Genomic DNA, 21,702 nt, shown 5'->3' with positions numbered 1-21,702 from the left:
GGTTTTTCACATGTCTCGTATTCAAGCAACTTTTGCGGCGCTCAAGTCGCAAGGCAAGAAAGCCCTGATTCCCTACATCACTGCGGGCGATCCCCATCCCAAGCATACCGTGGCGTTGATGCATGCCCTGGTGCAGTCGGGTTCCGACATCATCGAGCTGGGCGTGCCATTTTCCGATCCCATGGCGGATGGCCCGGTCATCCAGCGTGCAACCGAGCGCGCCTTGGCGCACAAGGTCGGCCTCGGGGATGTGCTGGAGATGGTGCGTGAATTCCGCCAGACCGATGACAAGACACCGATCGTCTTGATGGGGTATGCCAATCCCATAGAGGCCATGGGGCAGGCCAAGTTTGCCGAGCGTGCCCATGCGGCGGGTGTGGATGGCGTGCTGACGGTGGATTATCCGCCAGAGGAGTGCCAGGATTTTGTCGAGCTGCTGAAAACACAGCAGCTCGACCCGATATTCCTGTTGTCGCCCACCTCCGAAAGCAGCCGCGTCGACATGATCGTGCACCAGGCTGCAGGCTTTGTTTATTATGTCTCGCTCAAGGGCGTCACCGGCTCCAAGAATCTGGATATTGTCGAAGTCGGGGGGAAGGTGAAGGCGATCCGCGGCCAGACGGACCTACCCATCGGCGTTGGCTTTGGCGTGCGTGATGCCGCCACGGCAAAGGCGGTGGCCGAAGTGGCCGATGCCGTGGTGATCGGCAGCCGCATGATTCAGGAAATTGAAAATTCCAGTGAAGATGATTTGTTGAGCAATGTGGTGAAGTTGACGCAGAGCATGCGCGCTGCCATTGACGATACCAAGCGTTAATCAATGAGGGCGAGCAGGCCCGCCTGCTTGACCGAATGAAAGCAATTGAAAGTAGAGGGCTGGCGATCATGGCTGGCCGCTTCATTTCTGAATAAAGGATAAACCATGAGCTGGTTGCAAAAACTTCTGCCTCCAAAGATCAACCGCCCGGCGGGCAATAGCCGCAAGACCGTGCCGGAGGGGTTGTGGAGCAAATGCCCTTCATGCGAATCAGTGCTGTATCGCACTGATCTGGAAAGCAATGCCGAGGTTTGCCCCAAGTGTTCCTACCATAACCGCATCTCTGCGCGTACGCGGTTGAATTTCCTGCTCGATGAAGAGGGGCGCTCGGAAATCGGCGTGGAAGTGCAGCCGGTCGATCCGCTCAAGTTCAAGGACAGCAAGCGTTATGTCGACCGCTTGAAAGCTACCCAGACAGAGATAGATGAAACCGATTCGCTGATCGTGATGCAAGGCAGCATCAAGACGGTAGGGGTGGTGGCTGCCGCATTCGAGTTCAAGTTCATGGGCGGCTCCATGGGCTCGGTGGTGGGCGAGCGGTTCGCGCGCGGCGTGCAGGCGGCGATTGACAACAATATCCCGTTCATTTGCGTATCGGCCAGCGGCGGCGCGCGTATGCAGGAGGGCTTGTTCTCCCTGATGCAAATGGCCAAGACCAGCGCTGCGCTGACCAAGCTGAGCAAGGCCGGCCTGCCCTATATCTCGGTATTGACCGATCCTACCATGGGCGGGGTGTCGGCAAGTTTTGCCATGCTGGGCGACGTGATCATTGCCGAGCCGCAAGCGTTGATCGGCTTTGCCGGTCCGCGCGTGATTGAACAGACTGTCCGCGAGACCCTGCCGGAAGGGTTCCAGCGCTCCGAATTCCTATTGGAGCATGGCGCAATCGACATGATTGTCGACAGGCGTGAAATGCGCGACAAATTGGCGACCCTGATGACCAGCTTTATGCGTATTCCTGCAAGCGCGGCGTAACTTATTCAATCTCCTGTGACATCCTTCTTTCCTGCCACTCGTGACTTAGCGGGCTGGCTTGCTTACATTGAGGCTTTGCACCCGGCCTCCATCGAGATGGGGCTGGAGCGCGTCGAGCTGGTCCGCCAGCGCCTGGGGCTGCATCCGCAATTCCCCATCGTGATCGTGGCGGGCACCAATGGCAAAGGCTCGACCTGCGCCATGCTGGAAAGCATTTACCAGGCAGCCGGCTACAAGGTCGGCTGCTACACGTCCCCGCATTTTGTACGCTATAACGAGCGCGTGCGCATCGGCGGGATCGAGGCTGAGGATGCCGTGCTGGTCGAGGCTTTTGAGGCGATAGAGCAGGCGCGCCATGAAACCGCATTGACCTATTTCGAATTCGGCACCTTGGCTGCCGTCTGGAGCATGGTGAAAGCGAATGTCGATGTGGCGATACTGGAGGTCGGCCTGGGCGGCCGCCTGGATGCCGTCAATGTGTTTTCGCCGGTATGCAGTATCGTCACCAGCGTGGACCTGGACCATATGGATTTCCTCGGCAATGACCGCGAGTGCATAGGGCGGGAGAAGGCGGGGGTGTTCCGCAGCGGCATCCCGGCAATATGCGGCGATGTCCGTCCGCCGTTGTCGCTCCAGGCCCATGCGGCCGAGATAGGGGCCGATCTGCTTTTGATCGGCAGAGAGTTCCGCTTCCAGCCGCAAGCGACTGGTTGGCTTTACCGCTCGCCTACCCATGAATACCTGTTGCCATTGCCGGCCTTGGCGGGCGAGTTCCAGCTCAATAACGCGGCTTGCGTCGTCAATGCCGTCGATGCTTTGCGGGAAATATTGCCCGCGACGCCGGAGCACATGCGGCAAGGATTGCAGAGCGTTGCCCTCAACGGCCGCTTCCAACTGTGCCGCCAGCAGCCGCAAGTGATCCTGGATGTGGCCCATAATCCGCATGCCGCCTGGGCGCTGGCTTCTAATCTCGCACAGCATCCAGTTGCCGGACGCACCTTGGCGGTGTTTTCCATGCTGGCCGATAAGGATATTCCGGGAGTGGTGCGGGCAGTCGCGCCCCATATCGATGCCTGGCATATCGCCAAGGTGGCGCATGGCCGGGGGGCCGGCGCAGCGCAACTGCGCGAATGCGTGCTGGCCCAGGCGGCATCCAGCCCGGTATCCATCCATGCCGATGTGAGCACTGCTTACCGGCAAGCCTGTAATGATGCAGGCGAAAATGATAGAATTATCGTCTTTGGTTCGTTCTTCACTGTGGCCGATATCATGCGCGAGCTTGCCATATCCGGTTCTGCAGAGATAGCGGCGCACTGACTCAACAAGGATAGTAGGATTTTTGATGGCATCTGACCAGTCGAGTGATCAGGAACTTCAGTTCAAGAAACGTGCGCGCAGGCGCCTGGTAGGAGCCATCGCATTGGTGCTGCTGATGGTCACCATCCTGCCGATGGTGCTGGATGACCGCAGCAGCAAGACCCTGCCGCAGGAAATCGCGATCAACATTCCCAGCCAGGACGGCCCTGAGTTCACCTCCAAGGTGGCTCCCCAAGGAGAGCCTGTAGAGGAGGTCGTCTCCGAACCTGTATTGTCCGTGCCGGAATCACCGGATACCGAACCTGATTTTGAAGCAGCCCCCGTTCAGCCTGCGCCCAAGCAAGAGCCCGTAAAGAAGGAAGCTGCCAAGCCTGAAGCGAAGCCCGTTGCTCCAAAAGTCGAGACTCCCAAGGCGGAAGCTCCAAAAGCTGAACCAGCAAAGCAAAAGCCCGCCGATGCCAAGCCCGCCGCTACAGGCAGCTTCTTAGTGCAGATCGGCGTATTTTCCGACCCGATCAACGTCAAGAATTTGCAGGATAAGCTATCAGGCCAGGGCCTGAAGTCGCATACCGAAGTCATCGCCACTGCCAGCGGCGACAAAACCCGTCTGCGCGTCGGGCCGTTCGCCAGCCGTGAAGCTGCCGAGCAGGCGTTGGGCAAGGTCAAGGCGGCCGGTTTGTCCGGAATGGTTATCAGCAATAAATAGCAATGACCGGCTTTGACTATGCAGTGCTGGTGATCATGGGCGTTTCCGTCCTGCTCAGCATGATGCGTGGGTTTGTGCGCGAGGTGCTGGCGCTGGCGGCATGGGCAATTGCATTCGTGGTAGCCAAGCTTTATACCGTGGAAGTGTCGACGATGCTGCCCGATTCCATCCCTGCGGAAGAATTGAAATTCCTTGCGGCCTTTTTAATTTTGTTTTTGTCCACATTATTGGTGTGTAGCCTGCTGGCGATCGCGATTGCGCAAATATTCAAGACCATAGGTCTGAGTGCTCTCGATAGGGGGCTGGGCGGCCTCTTCGGGTTCGCCCGCGGGCTGCTGATCGTCCTGACGCTGGTGCTGTTGGGTGGCCTGACCTCGCTGCCGCAAGATCCGCGTTGGCGTAACGCGATGTTCAGCGCGCCGCTGGAGGCAATGGTCATCGGCATCCTGCCCTGGTTTCCGCAGGATATTGCAAAACATATTAAATACGACTAGATTGAGGCCAAAGGCTTGTCTAGTTATTCCAGATTTTCGTTTCTAATCTAAGGCATATTGCTCATGTGTGGAATTATCGGTGTAGTCGGTAAAAACCCAGTCAACCAGCTGCTTTACGATGGGCTGCTGGTCTTGCAGCATCGGGGTCAGGATGCTGCAGGGATTGTTACCTGTGATGGCAATACCTTCTTCATGCATAAAAACAATGGCCTGGTTCAGGACGTGTTCCGGACCCGGCATATGCGCAGCCTGATCGGCAACGCGGGCATCGCCCATGTGCGCTATCCCACTGCCGGCTCCTCGTCAGCAGCGGAAGCCCAGCCTTTCTACGTGAACTCCCCGTTCGGCATCGTACTGGGTCATAACGGCAACCTGACCAATTCCGCACAGCTCAAGCAAGAGATGTTCAGGCAGGACTTGCGTCACATCAATACCAATTCCGATTCCGAAGTGCTGCTGAATGTGCTTGCGCACGAGATCGAGACCTCATCGCACAACGCGGTCCTCAATACCGACATGATTTTCGAGGCCGTGGCCGGCGTGCACAAGCGCTGCCGCGGCGCTTATGCCGTAGTGGCCATGATCGCGAATTTTGGCTTGCTGGCATTCCGCGATCCGCATGGCATCCGCCCCCTGGTCATCGGCAAGAACGAATCCGAGCAGGGCATCGAGTATATTGTCGCTTCCGAAAGTGTGGCGCTGGACGTCCTAGGCTTCACCCTGGTGCGCGATGTCGAGCCGGGAGAGGCGATTTTCATCGACCTAGATGGCAATTTCTTCTCGCGCCAATGTGCCGAGGCGCCGCAGCTATCTCCTTGCATTTTCGAATATGTCTATCTGGCCCGCCCCGACTCCGTGATCGACAACGTTTCCGTCTACCAGACCCGTTTGCATATGGGCGAAAGCCTAGCCGACAAGATTGCACGGGAGTGGAAGCACTTGAAGATCGACGTGGTGATCCCGATTCCGGATACCAGCCGCCCGAGCGCGCTGGAGCTGGCGAACAAGCTCAACCTGACCTATCGCGAAGGCTTCATCAAGAACCGCTACATCGGCCGCACCTTCATCATGCCCGGGCAGGCCTTGCGCAAGAAGTCGGTACGCCAGAAGCTCAACCCCATCGGCATGGAGTTCCAAGGCAAGAACGTGCTGTTGGTGGACGACTCCATCGTGCGGGGCACCACTTCCCAGCAGATCGTGCAGATGGCGCGTGATGCCGGGGCGAGCAAGGTGTTCTTCGCCTCTGCTGCGCCTCCGGTGCGTTATCCCAACGTCTATGGCATCGATATGCCTTCGCGTAGCGAGCTGTTGGCCACCGGGCGTACGGATGAGGAAATCTGCGCGGAAATCGGTGCAGACGCCTTGATCTACCAGGACCTGGATGCCTTGATCAGCGCCGTGCAGAAGAGCAACCCCGACATCGAGGTATTCGATTGCTCCTGTTTTGACGGCAAGTACATCACCGGTGATATCGACGAAGCCTACCTGGCGCGTGCGGAAACGGTGCGGGGCGACGGTGCCGCGCAGAAGCGCCCGGCCAACTCGATCACCCAGCTTGACCTCAACCTGGTCGGGGCCGAAGAGGAGGAGCTGGTATAGTTGACGACGGGCCCTGGCGGGACTAATATCAACCCATGCGCCGATTTGAGGAGAAGTAGCACTCAGCTTGCGGGCGCAATATAAATACTGCTAAAGCGAGTTGATATTGAAAAACCCGTTTTAGCCCAGGCGCTACAGCGGGTTTTTTTATGCCCGTCCTTTTTGTCATTGAGCCCGGTAGCGGGCGGGAAGGTAAGATGTATGAGTCAGCATGAATGGCATGCAGAAACATTGAGCGTGCGTGCAGGTAGCGAGCACACGCCATTCGGGGAAAACTCCGAGGCCATGTTCCTGACATCCAGTTTCGTATTCGAAAATGCCGCACAGGCCGCCGCGCGCTTTGGCGGCCAGGAGCCGGGCAATATCTATTCGCGCTTCACCAATCCCACCGTCAGCATGTTCCAGAACAAGCTGGCGGCGCTGGAAGGGGCGGAATTTTGCGTGGCGACTTCTTCCGGCATGTCGGCCATCCTTGCGTGCGTCATGGGCGTGTGTTCCGCTGGCGATCATGTGATTGCCTCTCGCAGCATCTTCGGCACATCGGTGCAATTGTTCAGCAACATCCTCAAGCGCTGGGGGCTGGAAACCACCTTCGTCCAGCTTTCCGACCCGGAGGCATGGAAAGCGGCGGTCAAGCCCAATACCAAGCTGTTCTTCCTGGAGACGCCTTCCAACCCGCTGACCGAAATCTGCGATATCGCAGCGGTGGCCGAAATTGCGCACAAGGCCGGAGCGTTGCTTGCCGTGGATAATTGCTTTTGCACGCCCGCATTGCAGAAGCCCCTGGAGCTTGGTGCTGATATCGTGGTGCATTCCGCCACCAAGTACATCGACGGGCAGGGGCGCTGCCTGGGCGGCGCGGTATTGGGCCGCAAGGATGTGCTGGAGCCGGTCTACGGCTTCCTGCGCACGGCTGGCCCCACCATGAGCGCGTTCAATGCCTGGGTGTTCCTCAAGGGGCTGGAGACCTTGCACGTGCGCATGGAGGCCCATGCGCGCAATGCTTTGGCATTGGCACAATGGCTGGAGCAGCAGCCGCGCGTCGAACGCGTGTACTATCCTGGATTGCCGTCCCATCCGCAATACGAGCTGGCACAGAAGCAACAGAAGAGCGGCGGCGCCATCGTGTCGTTCGACGTCAAGGGCGGCCAGCCTGCGGCCTGGCACTTGATCGACGCCACCAAGATGATCTCGATCACGGCGAACCTCGGGGACGCGAAAAGCACGATTACGCATCCGGCCACGACCACCCACAGCCGCGTCAGCCCCGAAGCCAGGGCGGCGGCGGGTGTCGGCGACGGCCTGGTGCGCATTGCCGTCGGCCTGGAACATATCGACGACCTCAAGGCCGACCTCGCCTGGCTCAGCAGCCAGGATTGAAACCAGGCACTATTGCAGCGTAAGCCTGTCATAATGACAGTGCATGAATCGTTTGATCAGATCAGAAGGAGAACAATATGAGCTTGAAAGATGAATACGTAGAAAAACTGAAAGCACAGCTCGACGAGTGGAGTGCGGATATCGACGTGCTGGAAGCCAAGGTGCGCAAGGCCGATGCTGAGCTGCGCGTCAAATACGATGAGCAGATTGCCAGCTTGAAGGAAAAGCGCGAAGAGGCCAAGGTGAAGCTGGGCGAAATCCAGGCCTCGGCAGGAGAAGCCTGGAAGGAGCTTAAGAAGGGCAGCGACGAGGCATGGGAAGCCATCAAGCATGCCATTGCCGAGGCACGCAAGAAATTCAACGAATAAACCATAATCCAGATGCTTGACCACAGGCGAGGAGGCCGCGATGAAAACATCGATAATTGTTGGCGTGTTGCTGATCGTATTAGGCGCTGCAGCGTTGGTTTACAAGGGTTTCAGCTTTACCACGGAGGAAACGGTGGCGCAGATCGGGCCGTTGAAGGCAACCGCCGAGGTTGAGAACGATGTGGCGATTCCCGAAGTGCTGGGCATCGTCGCGATTGTGGCAGGAATTGCAGTCGTAGCCTTGGGTGCGCGCAAAAAATAGCCGCAGGCAAAAAGTAGTTTGCTTCATGCTGTAGGCAATAAAAAACGGGACATCGAGTCCCGTTTTTTATTGCGCCGTCCTGCTGAATTTACAGTGCGGAGGCGTTTTCTGCCAGGTACTTGGCAACGCCTTCAGGGGAAGCGTTCATGCCGGCCTTGCCTTTCTTCCAGCCTGCTGGGCAGACTTCGCCATGCTCTTCGAAGAACTGCAGGGCATCCACCATGCGCAACATTTCATCAATGTCGCGGCCCAACGGCAGGTCGTTTACCACCTGGTGCACGACAACGCCTTCCTTGTTGATGAGGAAGGAGCCGCGGTAGGCGACGCCGCCGTCAGATTCGACGTCGTAAGCCTTGGCGATCTCGTGACGGATGTCCGCTACCAATGGATAGCCGACCTTGCCAATGCCGCCCTTGTCCACCGGCGTGTTCTTCCAGGCCAGGTGGCTGAAGTGGGAGTCGATGGAAACGCCAATGACTTCGACGCCGCGCGACTTGAAATCTTCCAGGCGGTGATCGAAGGCGATCAGTTCGGAAGGGCAGACGAAAGTGAAGTCCAGCGGGTAAAAGAAGATAACGGCAGGCTTGCCCTTGATGTGTTGGGAAAGGTTGAAGTCTTCCTTGATGGAATTGTCACCCAGTACTGCGGCTGCAGTGAAATCGGGAGCTGGTTTGCCAACTAAAACGGCCATATGCTTTCTCCTTTTATCGTTAAGTTGTTCGAAACGCGTTAGCCTAAAGCAACTCCGGGTAAATTTCTAATTAATTTTTGCAATCGCCGGGATGGATGCCAAGGTCGCGATTGAGCCTGCTGGCGGCGCCAAGCCTGAAATCCTCTGCAGGATCAAGGACTAAATCCCGGCATGCTTTGCCGGGCGTATCGTGCTAGAATCCATGGCTTTAAGCCATTTTAAAGCCGATAGCCAATAATGGATCAGTTCGCCAAAGAAACCCTCCCTATCAGCCTCGAAGACGAAATGCGTCGCTCCTATCTCGATTACGCGATGAGCGTGATCGTGGGGCGCGCGTTGCCGGATGTGCGTGACGGCCTGAAGCCCGTGCATCGCCGTGTCCTTTTTGCGATGCATGAGCTCAGCAACGACTGGAACAGGCCTTACAAGAAGTCTGCCCGTATTGTCGGCGACGTCATCGGTAAATACCACCCGCACGGCGATACCGCGGTATACGACACCATCGTCCGTATGGCGCAGGATTTCTCGTTGCGCTATATGCTGGTGGACGGCCAGGGCAACTTCGGTTCGGTGGACGGCGATAATGCCGCCGCGATGCGGTATACCGAAATCCGCATGGCGCGCATCGCGCACGAACTGCTGGCCGACATCGACAAGGAAACGGTTGATTTCGGGCCTAACTACGACGGTTCCGAGCACGAACCGCTCATCATGCCGGCGCGTATCCCGAACCTGCTCATCAACGGCAGTTCCGGCATTGCGGTCGGCATGGCGACCAATATCCCGCCGCACAACCTCAACGAGGTGATTGCAGGCTGTCTGGCGCTGCTCAAGAACCCGGAAACCACGGTGGATGAATTGATCGAGATCATCCCGGCGCCCGACTTCCCGACCGCCGGCATCATTTACGGCACGGTAGGCGTGAGGGAAGGCTACCGCACTGGCCGTGGACGCGTCGTCATGCGCGGCCGCACCCACGTAGAAGACCTGGAAAAGGGCAACCGCCAGGCCTTGATCGTGGATGAGCTGCCGTACCAGGTCAACAAGAAGACCTTTGTCGAGAAGATCGCCGAGCTGGTCAACGAGAAGAAGATCGAGGGTATTTCCGACCTGCGTGACGAGTCCGACAAGTCGGGCATGCGCGTCGTGATCGAGCTCAAGCGCGGCGAAGTCCCTGAGGTGGTGCTCAACAATCTCTACAAGCAGACCCAGCTGCAGGACACTTTCGGCATGAACATGGTGGCGCTGCTGGACGGCCAGCCGCGCCTGCTCAACCTCAAGCAGATGCTGGAAGCCTTCCTGCGCCACCGCCGCGAAGTGGTGACGCGCCGTACCGTCTACGAATTGCGCAAGGCGCGCGAGCGCGGCCATGTGCTCGAAGGCCTGGCAGTTGCATTGGCCAACGTGGACGAGATGATCGCCCTGATCAAGGCCGCACCGACGCCGCCTGAAGCCAAGCGCGAACTGATGGCGCGCACCTGGAACTCGCCCGTGGTCGAAGAAATGCTCAAGCGCGCGGCCATGGAGGCTTCGCGTCCTGAAGGCCTGTCCGTCGATTTCGGCCTGACCCCGAACGGCTACAGATTGTCCGACGTGCAGGCGCAGGAAATCCTGCAGATGCGCCTGCAACGCTTGACCGGCCTGGAGCAGGACAAGATCGTCAACGAGTACAAGGAGGTCATGGATATCATTGCCGACTTGCTTGATATCCTCGCCAAATCGGAGCGTGTGACGCAAATCATTGTGGAAGAGCTGGCAGCCATCCTCAACCAGTTCGGCGACAAGCGCCGCAGCGAGATTGTGCACAACGCGCAGGACCTTTCGCTGGAAGACCTGATTACGCCGCAGGACGTGGTGGTGACGCTTTCGCATACCGGGTATGTTAAGTCGCAGCCGCTGGAAGAATATCGCGCGCAACGCCGCGGCGGCCGCGGCAAGCAGGCTGCTGCTACCAAGGAAGACGATTTCATCGACAAGATGTTCGTGGCGAATACGCACGACTACATTCTGTGCTTCTCCAGCCGCGGCCGCGTCTACTGGCTCAAGGTCTACGAAGTGCCGCAAGGCAGCCGCGTCAGCCGCGGCAAGCCGATCGTCAACCTGTTCCCGCTGGAAGAGGGAGAGAAGATCAATGCCATCCTGCCGGTCAAGGAGTTCGACGAGAACCACTTCGTCTTCATGGCGACCGCCAAGGGTACTGTCAAGAAGACTGCGCTCACCGAGTTCTCCAATCCGCGCCGCTCGGGCATCATTGCGTTGAACCTGGACGACGGCGATTACCTGATCGGGGCTGAAGTCACCAACGGCGTGAACGACATCGTCCTCGTTTCCAACGGCGGCAAGGCGGTCTGGTTCGATGAAGAGGACGTGCGCGCGATGGGCCGTGCCGCGCGCGGCGTGCGCGGCATGAAGCTGCAAGCCAAGCAGCAGGTGATTTCGCTATTGATTGCGGATGACGACAAGCAAACGGTATTGGTAGCCACTGAAAATGGCTACGGCAAGCGCACCGTCCTGGCTGATTTCCGTCATTCCGGCCGCGGCACGCAAGGCGTGAAAGCGATTGCCACCAGCGAACGTAACGGCGTGGTGGTAGGCGCGCGCCTGGTGAACGACGATGACGAGATCATGCTGATCACAACAGGCGGCGTGCTGATCCGCACCCGTGTCAAGGAAATCCGCGAGCTGGGCCGTGCGACCCAGGGCGTGACCTTGATCAACCTGGGCGAAGGCGAGAAGCTTTCCGGCCTGGAAAAGGTCGTGGAAACGGATGACGACACCGAAACTGCCGATGAATAGAGCCAAGTAGGGTATTGATGACGCAAATCTATAATTTTTCTGCAGGTCCCGCAGTGCTTCCCAAGGAGGTATTGCAACAAGCCAGCGAGGAAATGCTGGACTGGCATGGCTCGGGCATGTCCGTGATGGAAATGAGCCATCGCGGCAAGGAGTTCATCAGCATTGCGCAAGAGGCGGAGGCCGACTTGCGAGAACTGATGGGGATTCCAGCCAACTACAAGGTGTTGTTCCTGCAGGGTGGGGCGCATGCGCAGTTTTCCATGATTCCCATGAACCTGCTGCGCGGCAAGAAGACAGCGGATTATCTGGATACCGGCATCTGGGCGCAGAAGGCGATAGAGGAGGCATCCAGGTATTGCGAGGTCAATATCGTGGCTTCCGCTGCCGGGCAGCAATACCGGCAGGTGCCGCAACAGTCGCAATGGAAACTGAACCCTGACGCTGCGTTCCTGCATTACACATCCAACGAAACGATAGGCGGCCTTGAAATGTTCTGGACGCCGCGAGTGGACGATGTGCCCCTGGTGGTGGATATGTCCTCGCATATTCTTTCCCGTCCCGTGGACGTGAGCCAATACGGCCTGATCTACGCGGGCGCCCAGAAGAACATCGGCCCGGCCGGGTTGACCATCGTGATCGTTCGCGAAGACCTCATCGGCGAGACCCTCCCCGGAACGCCGACCATGTTCGATTACAAGGTGCATGCGGATAACGAGTCGATGTACAACACGCCGCCGACCTACGGCATCTATATCGCAGGCTTGGTGTTCAAGTGGTTGAAGGCCAAGGGCGGCCTGGCGGCCATCGAGAAGCTTAATATCGAGAAATCGGCCTTGCTGTACGATTATCTCGACAGCACGGATTTCTACAATTCGCCGATCGCACTGGAAAACCGCTCGCGCATGAACATTCCATTTACGCTCAAGGATAGCGCCCAGGATGCGGAATTCCTCAAGCAGGCGCAAGCCCGCGGCTTGTTGCAGCTCAAAGGCCACCGCTTGCTCGGCGGCATGCGCGCTTCCATCTACAACGCCATGCCGTTGGCCGGTGTGCAGGCATTGGTCGGCTTCATGCAGGATTTCGAGCGCGCTCACGGTTAAGAGAGGTCTGCATGAGTGATATCCTAAAAGGTTGCCGCGACCAGATCGATGCGATTGACGAGCAACTGCTGAAACTGATCAACGCGCGGGCCGCCCTGGCGCGCGAAATCGGCGCGCTCAAGGGCGAGGGGCCGGTCTACCGCCCCGAACGCGAGGCCCAGGTGTTGCGCCGCCTGCTTGAGAAGAATACCGGACCGCTGTCTGCAGAAGCGGTGACCGGGATTTTCCGCAGCGTCATGTCCAATTGCCGCGCATTGGAGCGCGAGCTCTCCGTGGCCTTCCTTGGTCCGCAAGGCACCTTCAGCGAGGAGGCGGCCAACAAGCAGTTTGGCGGATTGAGTTCTCCCAAACCGTGTATTTCCATCGATGAAGTATTTCGCATGGTGGAGTCCGGCGGCGCGGATTATGCCGTCGTGCCAGTGGAAAATTCCACCGAAGGCGCGGTGGGACGCACCCTGGACCTTTTGACCACCACCAGTCTGCACATCTGTGGCGAAATCACCTTGCCGATCCATCATTGCCTATTGCGCAGCAAGCAGACCGACGGGGAAATCAAGCGGGTCTATTCCCATGCCCAGTCCCTTGGGCAATGCCATGAATGGCTCAATCTCAACCTGGGCGGAGTCGAGCGAGTCAGCACCGGCAGCAATGCCCAGGCTGCGGAGCTGGCAAAGCAGGATCCATTTGCGGTGGCGATCGCCAGCCAACGCGCAGCCGAGATATTCGACTTGGCCGTCCTGGCTGAGAATATTGAAGACGATCCCAAGAACGTGACGCGTTTCCTTATCCTCTCCACGCACGAGGTCGACCCCTCGGGCAAGGACAAGACTTCCTTGTTGCTGGCAGCCAAGAATGTGCCCGGTGCCGTGGTCGGCTTGCTTGCGCCGCTGGCCCAGCATGGCGTGGACATGAGCAAGTTCGAGTCGCGTCCTTCCAAGCTGGGGATATGGGAATATGTGTTCTTTGTGGATATCGAGGGGCATTATCAGGACCCCAAGGTGGCCAAGGCATTGCATGAGCTTGAACAGCGTGCTTCCTTGCTCAAGGTGCTTGGTTCTTACCCTGTTGCCGTAATATGATGCGGGTGTGCCAGATGCAATGTCTGGCGCGGAATTAGCGCAAGCTGCATGATAGTATTTCGTTGCCTCGTTCGGGAAGTTTGAGGCGGGTAGTGCGTGCTTGCGAATTATCGGGGAAATGATCTGTTGTTGAAGGGGGAGTATGCCGATTAGCCAGAACTTGTTATGGTCTGCTTCGCTACGCAAATGGACGCTGAGTTTCGAGAATGAGCGCCTGGAAGCGCTTTATCAATTGCACGCCATTTCCAGTTTGCGCAGGCATTCACGCTTGGCCCTGGTGATCGGGGCCGTCATGACCATGCTCTACGGCTTGCTGGACCCATTATTCGTCAAGCCGGATGCCTTTGTCCATGTCTGGTATATCCGTACCATGGCGGTAATGCTGTTTTTCGCGGTGTTCTGGCTTTCATTCTATCGACATTTCCTGAAATACAACCAGTTGTTCCTCGCCATCGTCGCCTTGTTCAGCGGCCTGGGACTATTAGCCCAGGTGAGCTACATGCCCGTGGCCGCCATCAATTTCTACTACACCGGCTTGGTGGTCATGGTGTTCTGGACCTATACCTTCTCGGGGCTGCGATTTTTCAACTCGACCCTGGTCGGCATTGTGTTGTTCTTGGTGTTCAACATCATGTTTCTGTTTTTGAGATCGCTGCCGCCATTGCAGGTACTGATTTATGACGTATTCATCCTCTCCGCGAATATTGTCGGCGGCTTCGCTAGCTATGTGTCTGAAAAGCAGAGCCGGGAATTGTTTTTGCGCGAGAAGGATCTGGACAACGAGCGCCAGCGCCAGCAGGAGCGTGCGTTGCATGACCGCCTGACCGGCTTGCCCAACCGTGAGTTGCTGCTTGACCGCATCGAGCAGGCGATCAATTACTCTTCACGTAACAACCAGGTATGTGCCGGCTTGTTCATTGACCTGGACAAATTCAAGCCGATCAACGATACCTACGGCCACCTCATCGGCGACATCGTGCTGAAAGAGGTGGCGACGCGCCTGAAATATACCATGCGCGAGGCGGACACCCTGGCGCGGCTGGGCGGCGACGAGTTCTTCGTGTTGGCACGCGATATCGGCAATGCGGAAGCCGCCGATATTCTGGCCGAGAAATTGAAACGGCAGTTCCTGGCGCCGATCATTCTCGATGGCTTGCCGCCGATCCGCGACCTGTCCGCCAGCATCGGCATCTGCGTCTTCCCGTACCGGGATGTGTCGGCGGTAGACGTCATCAGGCGCGCGGACCATGCCATGTATGACGCCAAGCGCGAGGGCAGGCGCGAATCAAGCTACGCTTGAACGCCCGTGTTCGAATTCAATACCATGTTCAAAGGAAACCTATCGTGACCAGGCTGTGCGACCTCGCGCCGTCCAATATTCGCGCGATTGCGCCTTACCAGCCGGGCAAGCCGATTACCGAGCTTGCACGGGAAATGGGGCTCAAGCCGGAGGCCATTATCAAGCTGGCTTCCAATGAAAATCCATTGGGCGTCAGCCCCAAGGCTTATGAAGCCATGCAGGAGGCGCTGGAGGATATCGCACGCTATCCTGACGGCAATAGCTTTGCCCTGCGCGACTGCGTATGCCGCAAATTCAAGCTGCAGCCGGATCAACTGGTATTCGGCAACGGCTCCAACGACATCCTTGAGCTTGCCGCCCGTGCGTTCCTAACGCCTGGCACTGAAGCGGTATACGCCCAGCATGCGTTCGCTGTCTATGCCTTGGTGACGCAGGCCACGGGGGCGGTCGGCATCAGCGTGCCTGCCCGGGATTTCGGCCACGACCTGGATGCCATGCTGGCGGCAATCACGGACAAGACCCGTATCGTCTTCATTGCCAATCCCAATAATCCGACCGGCACCTTGCTTGGCAAGCAAGCCTTGCGCGATTTTCTCGCCAAGGTGCCCAAACAGGTATTGGTGGTACTGGATGAGGCTTATGACGAATATCTTGCCGCCGATCTCAAGTCCGAGGCATTTTCCTGGTTGGCTGAGTTCGATAACCTGCTGATTTCCAGGACCTTGTCCAAGGCATATGGCTTGGCAGGCCTGCGCGTCGGATTTGGCGTTACCTCGCCCGTGGTTGCGGATTTGATGAACAGGGTGCGCCAGCCCTTCAATGTCAATAGCGTTGCCCAGGCGGCGGCGGTGGCCGCATTGGAGGACGATGAATTTGTCGAGCGCAGTTATGCGCTGAACCAGGCCGGCATGGTGCAGGTCACGCAAGGCTTGGTCCGGCTCGGCTTGAGCTATGTTCCTTCGTATGGCAACTTCGTCAGCTTCCACGTGATGCAGGCCGGGGAGGTGTATCAGCAACTGCTCAAGCACGGCGTGATCGTTCGGCCGGTTGCGGCGTATGAAATGCCGGACTACCTGCGGGTAAGCATCGGCTTGCACGCGGAAAATGCGCGTTTCCTCGAAGTGCTTGAACACATATTGAAAACACGCGCTTAATTCCCCATCGTCAGGCCTCGCAAGAGGCCTGATTGCTTTCCGGCCCTTAGGCTTGGTTCTCCCTGTGACTCATGATAATCATGAGATGACTTTCGGTGTTTTCGCACTGTTTCCTGAGGCGTCCTCATTGCACAATGCACTCACGTTGTTGCTAGGCGTTTTTGCCCGGCGGCAGCGATATAAATCAATTCAATTTAAAGGAGAGTATTATGTGGACCAAGCCAGAAGTTACTGAAATGCGTTTCGGTTTTGAAGTTACTATGTACGTTTGCAATCGCTAAGCGAGTCGATTGTAAATGACGCGATCGCCGGGAACCGAGGTTCCCGGCAGTTCATCAGCAAAAATCGAATTCTATAAAAAGGCTGATATGCATATTCATGTTTTAGGATCGGCAGCAGGCGGTGGTTTCCCGCAGTGGAACTGCAATTGCCCGAATTGCGACGGCCTGCGCAAAGGCACGATCAAGGCAAAAAAACGCACGCAGTCTTCCATCTGCGTCAGCGCCGACGGCATTAACTGGGTGCTGTTCAACACTTCTCCAGATATTCTGCAGCAAATCCAGGAATTTGCTCCATTGCAGCCTGGCCGTGCGATCCGCGATAGCGGGATCGTGGGCATCGTGCTGATAGACGCGCAGATCGACCATACGACGGGCCTGCTGATGTTGCGTGAGGGTCAGGTCAAGCGCGAGATTTACTGTACCGACATGGTGTACCAGGACCTGACCACCGGTAACCCCTTGCTCAACATTCTCGGCCATTATTGCGGCGTGAACCGCCACGACATCCCGATCGACGGCAAAAACAGCTTCAGCGTGGAAAATGCGCCCGGCTTGCGTTTTACCGCTGTCGCCCTGAAAAGTGCTGCGCCGCCGTATTCGCCGCATCGTAACGATCCGCATCCAGGCGACACCATTGGCGTGCTGATCGAAGACCTCAACAACGGCAAGAAAGCTTTCTATGCGCCAGGCCTGGGCGAGATCGAGCCTCACCTGCCAGCCCTGATGGAGCAGGCGGACTGCATCATGGTGGACGGCACGTTCTGGACCAATACCGAAATGATCGATATGGGCCTGATGACCAAGAAGGCACGCGACATCGGCCATAACCCGCAGTCGGGCCCAGGCGGCATGATCGAGGTGCTGGATGCTTACCCCAATGCGCGCCGTGTGTTGATCCATATCAACAACACCAACCCGATTCTGCGCGAGGATTCCGCAGAGCGTGCAGAATTGACAAAACATGGTATCGAGGTCGCCTATGACGGCCTGGACATTATTCTCTAGGAGAAGGACATGAACGCACCTGTGATAGGCAACACTCCCTGGACACGCGAAGAGTTTGAGCAGCAATTGCGCGACAAGGGCAGGGGATACCATATCTACCATCCGTTCCACGTGATGATGTACGAAGGTAAGCTCACGCGCGAGCAATTGCAATGCTGGGTCGCCAACCGCTTCTATTACCAGATCAGCATTCCGCAGAAAGACGCGGCCATCATGTCCAACTGCCCGGACAAGGAAATCCGCAAGGGCTGGATCCAGCGCATTATCGACCATGACGGAGATGCAAATAACGTCGGCGGCATCGAGGCATGGATACAGCTCGGCCAGGCAGTCGGCCTGAGCCGCGAAGACGTGACTTCCCTCAAGTTCGTCGCGCCCGGCGTAAGGTTTGCCGTGGATGCCTATGTTAATTTTGCCAAGCAACGGCCATGGCAGGAGTCGGTATGTTCCTCCCTGACCGAACTGTTTGCGCCACATATCCATCAACAGCGCATCAGCTCCTGGCCCAGCATGTATCCCTGGGTCAAGGAAGAAGGGCTGGTCTATTTCAAGAAGCGCCTGACCGAAGCCAGGCGCGATGTCGAGCAAGGGCTGGCCGTGACCCTGGATTACTTCAGCCAGAGCCGTGAGTTGCAGGAAAAGGCGCTGGATATCCTGCAATTCAAGCTGGATGTGCTATGGGTCATCGCTGATGCCATCATGCTCGCCTCAACCAACATCAAGGTAGAACAGAATGTCGACTATCTCAGACAACCACGATAAGGCGGATAACGCCAGCGTCGTCTCCGCAGGCGACGTCTATGCCATTGCGCGCCATTACCGTTTCCAATGGGAAGAAGCGCAGCAATGCTACGTGCTGCTGTTTCCCGAGGGCATGATCAAGCTCAACGGCGGGGCGGGCGAAGTCATCAAGCGCGTGGACGGCCAGCGCAGCGTCGCTGACATTGTGGCCGATGTGCAGGCCGCCTTTCCCGGCGTGGCGGATATCGAGGCCGATGTGATCGCCATGCTTGACCTCGCGCTGGAAAAGGCCTGGCTGGAGAAACGTAATTAGCGGCCTGTGGCAGGCGCATTGCGGAAGGAGCAGAAAACATGAGTACACCGGTTCAACAAAACAACGGCGTTGCCGCCTCCAAGACCAACACCCAACCCTTGTGGCTGCTGGCCGAGGTGACATATCGCTGCCCCTTGCATTGCGCCTTCTGCTATAACCCTACCGATTACGACAAGCACACAAAGAACGAGCTGAGCACCGAGCAATGGATACAAGCCCTGCGCGATGCGCGCAAGCTTGGCGCATTGCAATTAGGTATCTCCGGCGGTGAGCCGCTCTTGCGAGACGATATTGAGGAGATTATTGCCGAGGCCAGCAGCCTTGGGTATTACACCAACCTCATTACCTCCGGCGTCGGCCTCACGGAAAAGCGCATCAGCGCCTTCAAGGCGGGCGGGCTGGACCATATCCAGCTTTCCATGCACGACATCACCGAGGAAATCAACAACTTCATCACCGGCACCCGCACCTTCGAGTTGAAGAAAAAAGTGGCGGCCATGATCAAGGAACATGGCTATCCCATGGTGCTCAACGTCGTGATCCACCGCTTCAACATCAAGCACGTCAAGGAAATCCTCGAAATGGCGGAAGCGCTGGGGGCGGACTTCGTCGAACTGGCGAATACCCAGTATTACGGCTGGTCCCTGGTCAACCGCAGCCAGCTTATGCCGACCAAGGAGCAGATCGACGAGGCCGAGGCCATCACCAATGCCTTCCGTGAAAAAGTCGGCAACAAAATGAAGATATTCTTCGTGGTGCCGGACTACTTCTCCAACCGTCCAAAGAAATGCATGAACGGCTGGGGCGAAGTGTTCATGATCGTCACGGCCAATGGCGACGTGCTGCCATGCCACTCGGCGCGCGTATTACCCAACATGAGCTTCCCCAACGTCAAGGCCAACGGCCTGAAATGGGTGTGGGAAGAGTCGCCCGCATTTAATAAATACCGCGGCGATGACTGGATGAAAGAACCCTGCCGCAGCTGCCCGGAAAAAGAGAAAGACCTCGGAGGCTGCCGTTGCCAGGCCTTCCTGCTCTCAGGCGATGCCGAGGCGGCTGACCCCGTTTGCACCAAGTCGCCGCACCGGCACTTGATCGACGAAGCCATCGCCAATGCGCAAAAGCCTTACCTGCAGGCGCAGCCCATCCTCTTCCGCAACGACAAGAACTCGCGCAAGCTGATCGAAGGTGAGAATAGGGAGTTGGTGGAAGAATTCCACGCATTGCCTTAATTAATGAAAAAGGGGAGCGACGGCTCCCCTTTCTATTTCAGCCTTAGAGGCTTAGTGCGAAAGATGCAAACCGCACTCGCGATTTTCTTCGCCCTTGGTCGGGTCGAAGTAGTCGAAGTTGTTCGGCAAGTTGTGTGCAGTCAGGTATTGATACAGGTCTTTTGAGGTCCAGTGCAATAAAGGCGCGACCTTGATCAAGCCGTCCGGGTTGATGCTGACCGGGTCCATTTGGGCGCGTACTGCGGTATCGGTGGCGCGGAGGGCGGTGAACCAGACTTCAGGTGCGGTTTCACGCAGGGCGCGTGCGAAGGGTTCCAGTTTGACTTCTTCCGTAAACGCGGCGTGGCGCGGGTCATCAAGTGCCGGAACGGGGCCGTCAACGGCCTCCTGGTGGGCGCGGGAGCGCCTGGGCAGGTAGATGCTCAGGTTGAGTTTGAGCTGGTTCGTGACTTCATCGGCAAAGCGGTAGGTGGCCTCGGTGTTGTAGCCGCTGTCCATCCAGATCACGGGAGTGTCAGGCCGGATTTTGGCGACCATGTGCAGGATGACGGCCTCGAAAGGGCGGAAGTTGGTCGTGACGATGGCTTTCTTGTTCAGGCCTAGCGCCCATTCCACCAGTTTTTCCGCGTCGCGTCCCAATTCTGCGTTGATTTTTGCCAAGTCCAGTTGCATGCTTTACTCCGTATTGATGGATCGACTAAAGTCGACATAAGGTAAGTGACTTATTGTAACAAAGCGCCGCTCCGATTACATTGGCACTAGCCTGGTTGCAGGCTATCCATTATTGGCCGTATGGGGAATGTTGGAGCGGCTTATAAAAAAATCAAACGCTTAGTCTATGGAGGTAAGGGATGTTCAGTGCGCTGCTGCAAAACCAGATCCAGAAGAGTTTGACCAGCTTGCCCGTATCCGTGAGCTGGAACGGCGAATTACTCGCAGGCGATGCGGATGCCAAGGTATCGATCCTGGTGAACGATGCCAAAGTCCTGGCCGTGCTGGCCAAGCCGACCTTGGGCGGGCTTGCGCGCGCTTATGTCGAAGGCTGGATGGATTTGCTGGGCAGCGCGAAGGATATCTTGTCGCTGGGCCAGGCCTATTGCGGGGTAGATGCGAGCAACGATGCCGAGACGCGCAAGGATTGGCGGTGGTGGCGCCACACCCGCAGCCGCGACCGCCGCAATATCACTTACCACTATGATGTTTCCAATGATTTCTACGGGTTGTGGCTGGATCGGCGGCGGGTCTATTCCTGCGCTTATTTCGCCGATGGCGACGAAAGCCTGGACCTGGCCCAGGAAAAAAAGCTCGACCATATCTGCCGCAAGCTGATGCTGAAGCCGGGGGAGCGCTTCCTCGATATCGGTTGCGGCTGGGGCGGCCTGGTGATGCATGCCGTCGAGCATTACGGCGTGAAGGCGGTAGGCATTACCTTGTCCGACAACCAGCATGCCCACGTGCAGCGCCTGATAGAGGAGCGCGGCTGGCAGGATAGGCTGGAGGTCAGGCTCATGGACTACCGCGACCTGCCTGCGCACGAGACGTTCGACAAGATTGCCAGCGTCGGCATGTTCGAGCATGTCGGCCGCAAGAACCTCCGGCTGTATTTCGACAAGATCTACAGCCTGCTGAATACCGGCGGGCTGGTCATGAACCACGGCATCACCTCGGTGGCGGTGAAGAGCAGCGGGCTGGGCAACGGCATTGCCGAGTTCATCGATGAGTATGTCTTTCCCGGCGGCGAGCTGACGCATGTGTCCAACGTGCTGGCGGAGCTGTCCCTTTCCGGCCTCGAGCCGCTGGATGCGGAAAACCTGCGTCCGCATTACGGCAAGACGCTGTGGGAATGGGTGGAGCGCCTGGAGCAGCATCGCGAGCAGGCATTGTCCATGATCGGCGAGAGCAAATACCGCATCTGGCGCATCTATATGGCCGGGTCGGCGTTCGCGTTCGATCACAATTGGCTGGCCTTGTTCCAGGTCGTCGCCGGCAAGCCCGATGCGCAAGGCATGCTGGATTATCCATACAACCGTAGCCATATTTACCGTTAGGCGATATTCTTGAGGCTTTTGCCGGGCTGGCCCTGGCAGGGCTT

The 21,702-nt window shown here is 57.5% G+C and carries 22 protein-coding genes; 20 read left to right on the top strand and 2 right to left on the bottom strand.

Features of this window, described 5'->3' with window-relative positions; translation table 11 throughout:
- The first annotated feature begins 10 nt into the window (after positions 1-10).
- From trpA to ACJSDX_RS04125, 9 genes are all read left to right on the top strand, one after another.
- The gene (trpA, locus tag ACJSDX_RS04165; protein WP_407993626.1) at positions 11-817 is read left to right on the top strand and encodes a tryptophan synthase subunit alpha; all 807 of its coding nucleotides are present in this window, start codon (positions 11-13) and stop codon (positions 815-817) included.
- Positions 818-922: 105 nt separating this feature from the next.
- Entirely contained in the window at positions 923-1,792 is an 870-nt protein-coding gene (gene accD / locus ACJSDX_RS04160; protein ID WP_407993625.1) for an acetyl-CoA carboxylase, carboxyltransferase subunit beta, read from the top strand.
- Positions 1,793-1,807: 15 nt separating this feature from the next.
- Positions 1,808-3,109, top strand: coding sequence for a bifunctional tetrahydrofolate synthase/dihydrofolate synthase (gene folC, locus ACJSDX_RS04155; RefSeq protein ID WP_407993624.1), 1,302 nt, complete (start codon positions 1,808-1,810; stop codon positions 3,107-3,109).
- Between the two features lie 25 nt (positions 3,110-3,134).
- Positions 3,135-3,815, top strand: coding sequence for an SPOR domain-containing protein (locus ACJSDX_RS04150; protein WP_407993623.1), 681 nt, complete (start codon positions 3,135-3,137; stop codon positions 3,813-3,815).
- Between the two features lie 2 nt (positions 3,816-3,817).
- Complete coding sequence (locus ACJSDX_RS04145; protein WP_407993622.1) at positions 3,818-4,309, top strand: CvpA family protein; 492 nt, start codon at positions 3,818-3,820, stop codon at positions 4,307-4,309.
- Between the two features lie 63 nt (positions 4,310-4,372).
- A complete protein-coding gene (gene purF / locus ACJSDX_RS04140) occupies positions 4,373-5,908 on the top strand; it encodes an amidophosphoribosyltransferase (protein WP_407993621.1) in 1,536 nt (511 codons plus the stop codon).
- Positions 5,909-6,109: 201 nt separating this feature from the next.
- On the top strand, positions 6,110-7,288 hold the full coding sequence (locus ACJSDX_RS04135) for an O-succinylhomoserine sulfhydrylase (RefSeq protein WP_407993620.1): 1,179 nt from the start codon (positions 6,110-6,112) through the stop codon (positions 7,286-7,288).
- A 77-nt stretch (positions 7,289-7,365) separates the two neighbouring features.
- On the top strand, positions 7,366-7,656 hold the full coding sequence (locus ACJSDX_RS04130) for a sll1863 family stress response protein (protein WP_309565511.1): 291 nt from the start codon (positions 7,366-7,368) through the stop codon (positions 7,654-7,656).
- Positions 7,657-7,696: 40 nt separating this feature from the next.
- Positions 7,697-7,918 carry a hypothetical protein gene (locus ACJSDX_RS04125; RefSeq protein ID WP_309565510.1) on the top strand — a complete coding sequence of 74 codons (222 nt, stop codon included), beginning with the start codon at positions 7,697-7,699 and terminating at the stop codon, positions 7,916-7,918.
- A gap of 88 nt (positions 7,919-8,006) precedes the next feature.
- Here the strand turns inward: ACJSDX_RS04125 and ACJSDX_RS04120 are convergent, their stop codons facing one another.
- Positions 8,007-8,609 carry a peroxiredoxin gene (locus ACJSDX_RS04120; protein ID WP_407993619.1) on the bottom strand — a complete coding sequence of 201 codons (603 nt, stop codon included), beginning with the start codon at positions 8,607-8,609 and terminating at the stop codon, positions 8,007-8,009.
- Positions 8,610-8,846: 237 nt separating this feature from the next.
- Between ACJSDX_RS04120 and gyrA the strand changes: the two genes are divergently transcribed.
- The 10 genes from gyrA (at position 8,847) to pqqE (ending at position 19,610) form a co-directional block, all read left to right on the top strand.
- Entirely contained in the window at positions 8,847-11,405 is a 2,559-nt protein-coding gene (gene gyrA, locus ACJSDX_RS04115; protein WP_407993618.1) for a DNA gyrase subunit A, read from the top strand.
- Positions 11,406-11,422: 17 nt separating this feature from the next.
- Entirely contained in the window at positions 11,423-12,505 is a 1,083-nt protein-coding gene (gene serC / locus ACJSDX_RS04110; RefSeq protein WP_407993617.1) for a 3-phosphoserine/phosphohydroxythreonine transaminase, read from the top strand.
- A gap of 11 nt (positions 12,506-12,516) precedes the next feature.
- Complete coding sequence (gene pheA / locus ACJSDX_RS04105) at positions 12,517-13,584, top strand: prephenate dehydratase (protein ID WP_407993616.1); 1,068 nt, start codon at positions 12,517-12,519, stop codon at positions 13,582-13,584.
- Between the two features lie 142 nt (positions 13,585-13,726).
- Positions 13,727-14,884 carry a diguanylate cyclase domain-containing protein gene (locus ACJSDX_RS04100; protein ID WP_407993615.1) on the top strand — a complete coding sequence of 386 codons (1,158 nt, stop codon included), beginning with the start codon at positions 13,727-13,729 and terminating at the stop codon, positions 14,882-14,884.
- 44 nt (positions 14,885-14,928) lie between these two features.
- Positions 14,929-16,038, top strand: a complete 1,110-nt coding sequence (gene hisC, locus ACJSDX_RS04095; RefSeq protein ID WP_407993614.1) for a histidinol-phosphate transaminase — start codon at positions 14,929-14,931, stop codon at positions 16,036-16,038.
- Positions 16,039-16,247: 209 nt separating this feature from the next.
- Positions 16,248-16,319: a pyrroloquinoline quinone precursor peptide PqqA gene (gene pqqA / locus ACJSDX_RS04090; RefSeq protein ID WP_081774944.1), complete on the top strand. Its 72-nt coding sequence runs from the start codon at positions 16,248-16,250 to the stop codon at positions 16,317-16,319.
- 87 nt (positions 16,320-16,406) lie between these two features.
- Entirely contained in the window at positions 16,407-17,324 is a 918-nt protein-coding gene (gene pqqB / locus ACJSDX_RS04085; RefSeq protein ID WP_407993613.1) for a pyrroloquinoline quinone biosynthesis protein PqqB, read from the top strand.
- A gap of 9 nt (positions 17,325-17,333) precedes the next feature.
- Complete coding sequence (gene pqqC, locus ACJSDX_RS04080) at positions 17,334-18,086, top strand: pyrroloquinoline-quinone synthase PqqC (protein WP_309565502.1); 753 nt, start codon at positions 17,334-17,336, stop codon at positions 18,084-18,086.
- Entirely contained in the window at positions 18,058-18,378 is a 321-nt protein-coding gene (gene pqqD / locus ACJSDX_RS04075) for a pyrroloquinoline quinone biosynthesis peptide chaperone PqqD (protein ID WP_407993612.1), read from the top strand. The genes pqqC and pqqD overlap by 29 nt, the downstream gene beginning before the upstream one ends.
- Before the next feature lie 38 nt (positions 18,379-18,416).
- Positions 18,417-19,610, top strand: coding sequence for a pyrroloquinoline quinone biosynthesis protein PqqE (pqqE, locus tag ACJSDX_RS04070; protein ID WP_407993611.1), 1,194 nt, complete (start codon positions 18,417-18,419; stop codon positions 19,608-19,610).
- Between the two features lie 51 nt (positions 19,611-19,661).
- Here pqqE and ACJSDX_RS04065 read toward each other — a convergent pair whose 3' ends face one another.
- Positions 19,662-20,282: a phosphoadenosine phosphosulfate reductase domain-containing protein gene (locus tag ACJSDX_RS04065; RefSeq protein WP_407993610.1), complete on the bottom strand. Its 621-nt coding sequence runs from the start codon at positions 20,280-20,282 to the stop codon at positions 19,662-19,664.
- Positions 20,283-20,461: 179 nt separating this feature from the next.
- On the opposite strand from ACJSDX_RS04065, the gene ACJSDX_RS04060 reads away from it, so the two are divergent.
- Positions 20,462-21,658 carry a class I SAM-dependent methyltransferase gene (locus ACJSDX_RS04060; RefSeq protein ID WP_407993609.1) on the top strand — a complete coding sequence of 399 codons (1,197 nt, stop codon included), beginning with the start codon at positions 20,462-20,464 and terminating at the stop codon, positions 21,656-21,658.
- Positions 21,659-21,702: the final 44 nt, after the last annotated feature.

It is taken from the genome of Methylobacillus draconifructus (genome assembly GCF_045984355.1).
In the GTDB taxonomy this organism is placed as follows: domain Bacteria; phylum Pseudomonadota; class Gammaproteobacteria; order Burkholderiales; family Methylophilaceae; genus Methylobacillus; species Methylobacillus flagellatus_A.
The sequence above is the reverse complement of the archived record's forward strand: the minus strand, read 5'-3'. Positions and strand labels throughout refer to the sequence as shown.

Excerpts from the sequence above, each read along its gene's own strand:
- trpA (WP_407993626.1), top strand. The coding sequence starts at position 11 with ATGTCTCGTATTCAAGCAACTTTTGCGGCGCTCAAGTCGCAAGGCAAG.
- accD (WP_407993625.1), top strand. The coding sequence starts at position 923 with ATGAGCTGGTTGCAAAAACTTCTGCCTCCAAAGATCAACCGCCCGGCG.
- ACJSDX_RS04150 (WP_407993623.1), top strand. The coding sequence starts at position 3,135 with ATGGCATCTGACCAGTCGAGTGATCAGGAACTTCAGTTCAAGAAACGT.
- ACJSDX_RS04145 (WP_407993622.1), top strand. The coding sequence starts at position 3,818 with ATGACCGGCTTTGACTATGCAGTGCTGGTGATCATGGGCGTTTCCGTC.
- purF (WP_407993621.1), top strand. The coding sequence starts at position 4,373 with ATGTGTGGAATTATCGGTGTAGTCGGTAAAAACCCAGTCAACCAGCTG.
- ACJSDX_RS04135 (WP_407993620.1), top strand. The coding sequence starts at position 6,110 with ATGAGTCAGCATGAATGGCATGCAGAAACATTGAGCGTGCGTGCAGGT.
- ACJSDX_RS04130 (WP_309565511.1), top strand. The coding sequence starts at position 7,366 with ATGAGCTTGAAAGATGAATACGTAGAAAAACTGAAAGCACAGCTCGAC.
- ACJSDX_RS04125 (WP_309565510.1), top strand. The coding sequence starts at position 7,697 with ATGAAAACATCGATAATTGTTGGCGTGTTGCTGATCGTATTAGGCGCT.
- ACJSDX_RS04120 (WP_407993619.1), bottom strand. The coding sequence starts at position 8,609 with ATGGCCGTTTTAGTTGGCAAACCAGCTCCCGATTTCACTGCAGCCGCA.
- gyrA (WP_407993618.1), top strand. The coding sequence starts at position 8,847 with ATGGATCAGTTCGCCAAAGAAACCCTCCCTATCAGCCTCGAAGACGAA.
- serC (WP_407993617.1), top strand. The coding sequence starts at position 11,423 with ATGACGCAAATCTATAATTTTTCTGCAGGTCCCGCAGTGCTTCCCAAG.
- pheA (WP_407993616.1), top strand. The coding sequence starts at position 12,517 with ATGAGTGATATCCTAAAAGGTTGCCGCGACCAGATCGATGCGATTGAC.
- ACJSDX_RS04100 (WP_407993615.1), top strand. The coding sequence starts at position 13,727 with ATGCCGATTAGCCAGAACTTGTTATGGTCTGCTTCGCTACGCAAATGG.
- pqqB (WP_407993613.1), top strand. The coding sequence starts at position 16,407 with ATGCATATTCATGTTTTAGGATCGGCAGCAGGCGGTGGTTTCCCGCAG.
- pqqC (WP_309565502.1), top strand. The coding sequence starts at position 17,334 with ATGAACGCACCTGTGATAGGCAACACTCCCTGGACACGCGAAGAGTTT.
- pqqD (WP_407993612.1), top strand. The coding sequence starts at position 18,058 with ATGTCGACTATCTCAGACAACCACGATAAGGCGGATAACGCCAGCGTC.
- pqqE (WP_407993611.1), top strand. The coding sequence starts at position 18,417 with ATGAGTACACCGGTTCAACAAAACAACGGCGTTGCCGCCTCCAAGACC.
- ACJSDX_RS04065 (WP_407993610.1), bottom strand. The coding sequence starts at position 20,282 with ATGCAACTGGACTTGGCAAAAATCAACGCAGAATTGGGACGCGACGCG.
- ACJSDX_RS04060 (WP_407993609.1), top strand. The coding sequence starts at position 20,462 with ATGTTCAGTGCGCTGCTGCAAAACCAGATCCAGAAGAGTTTGACCAGC.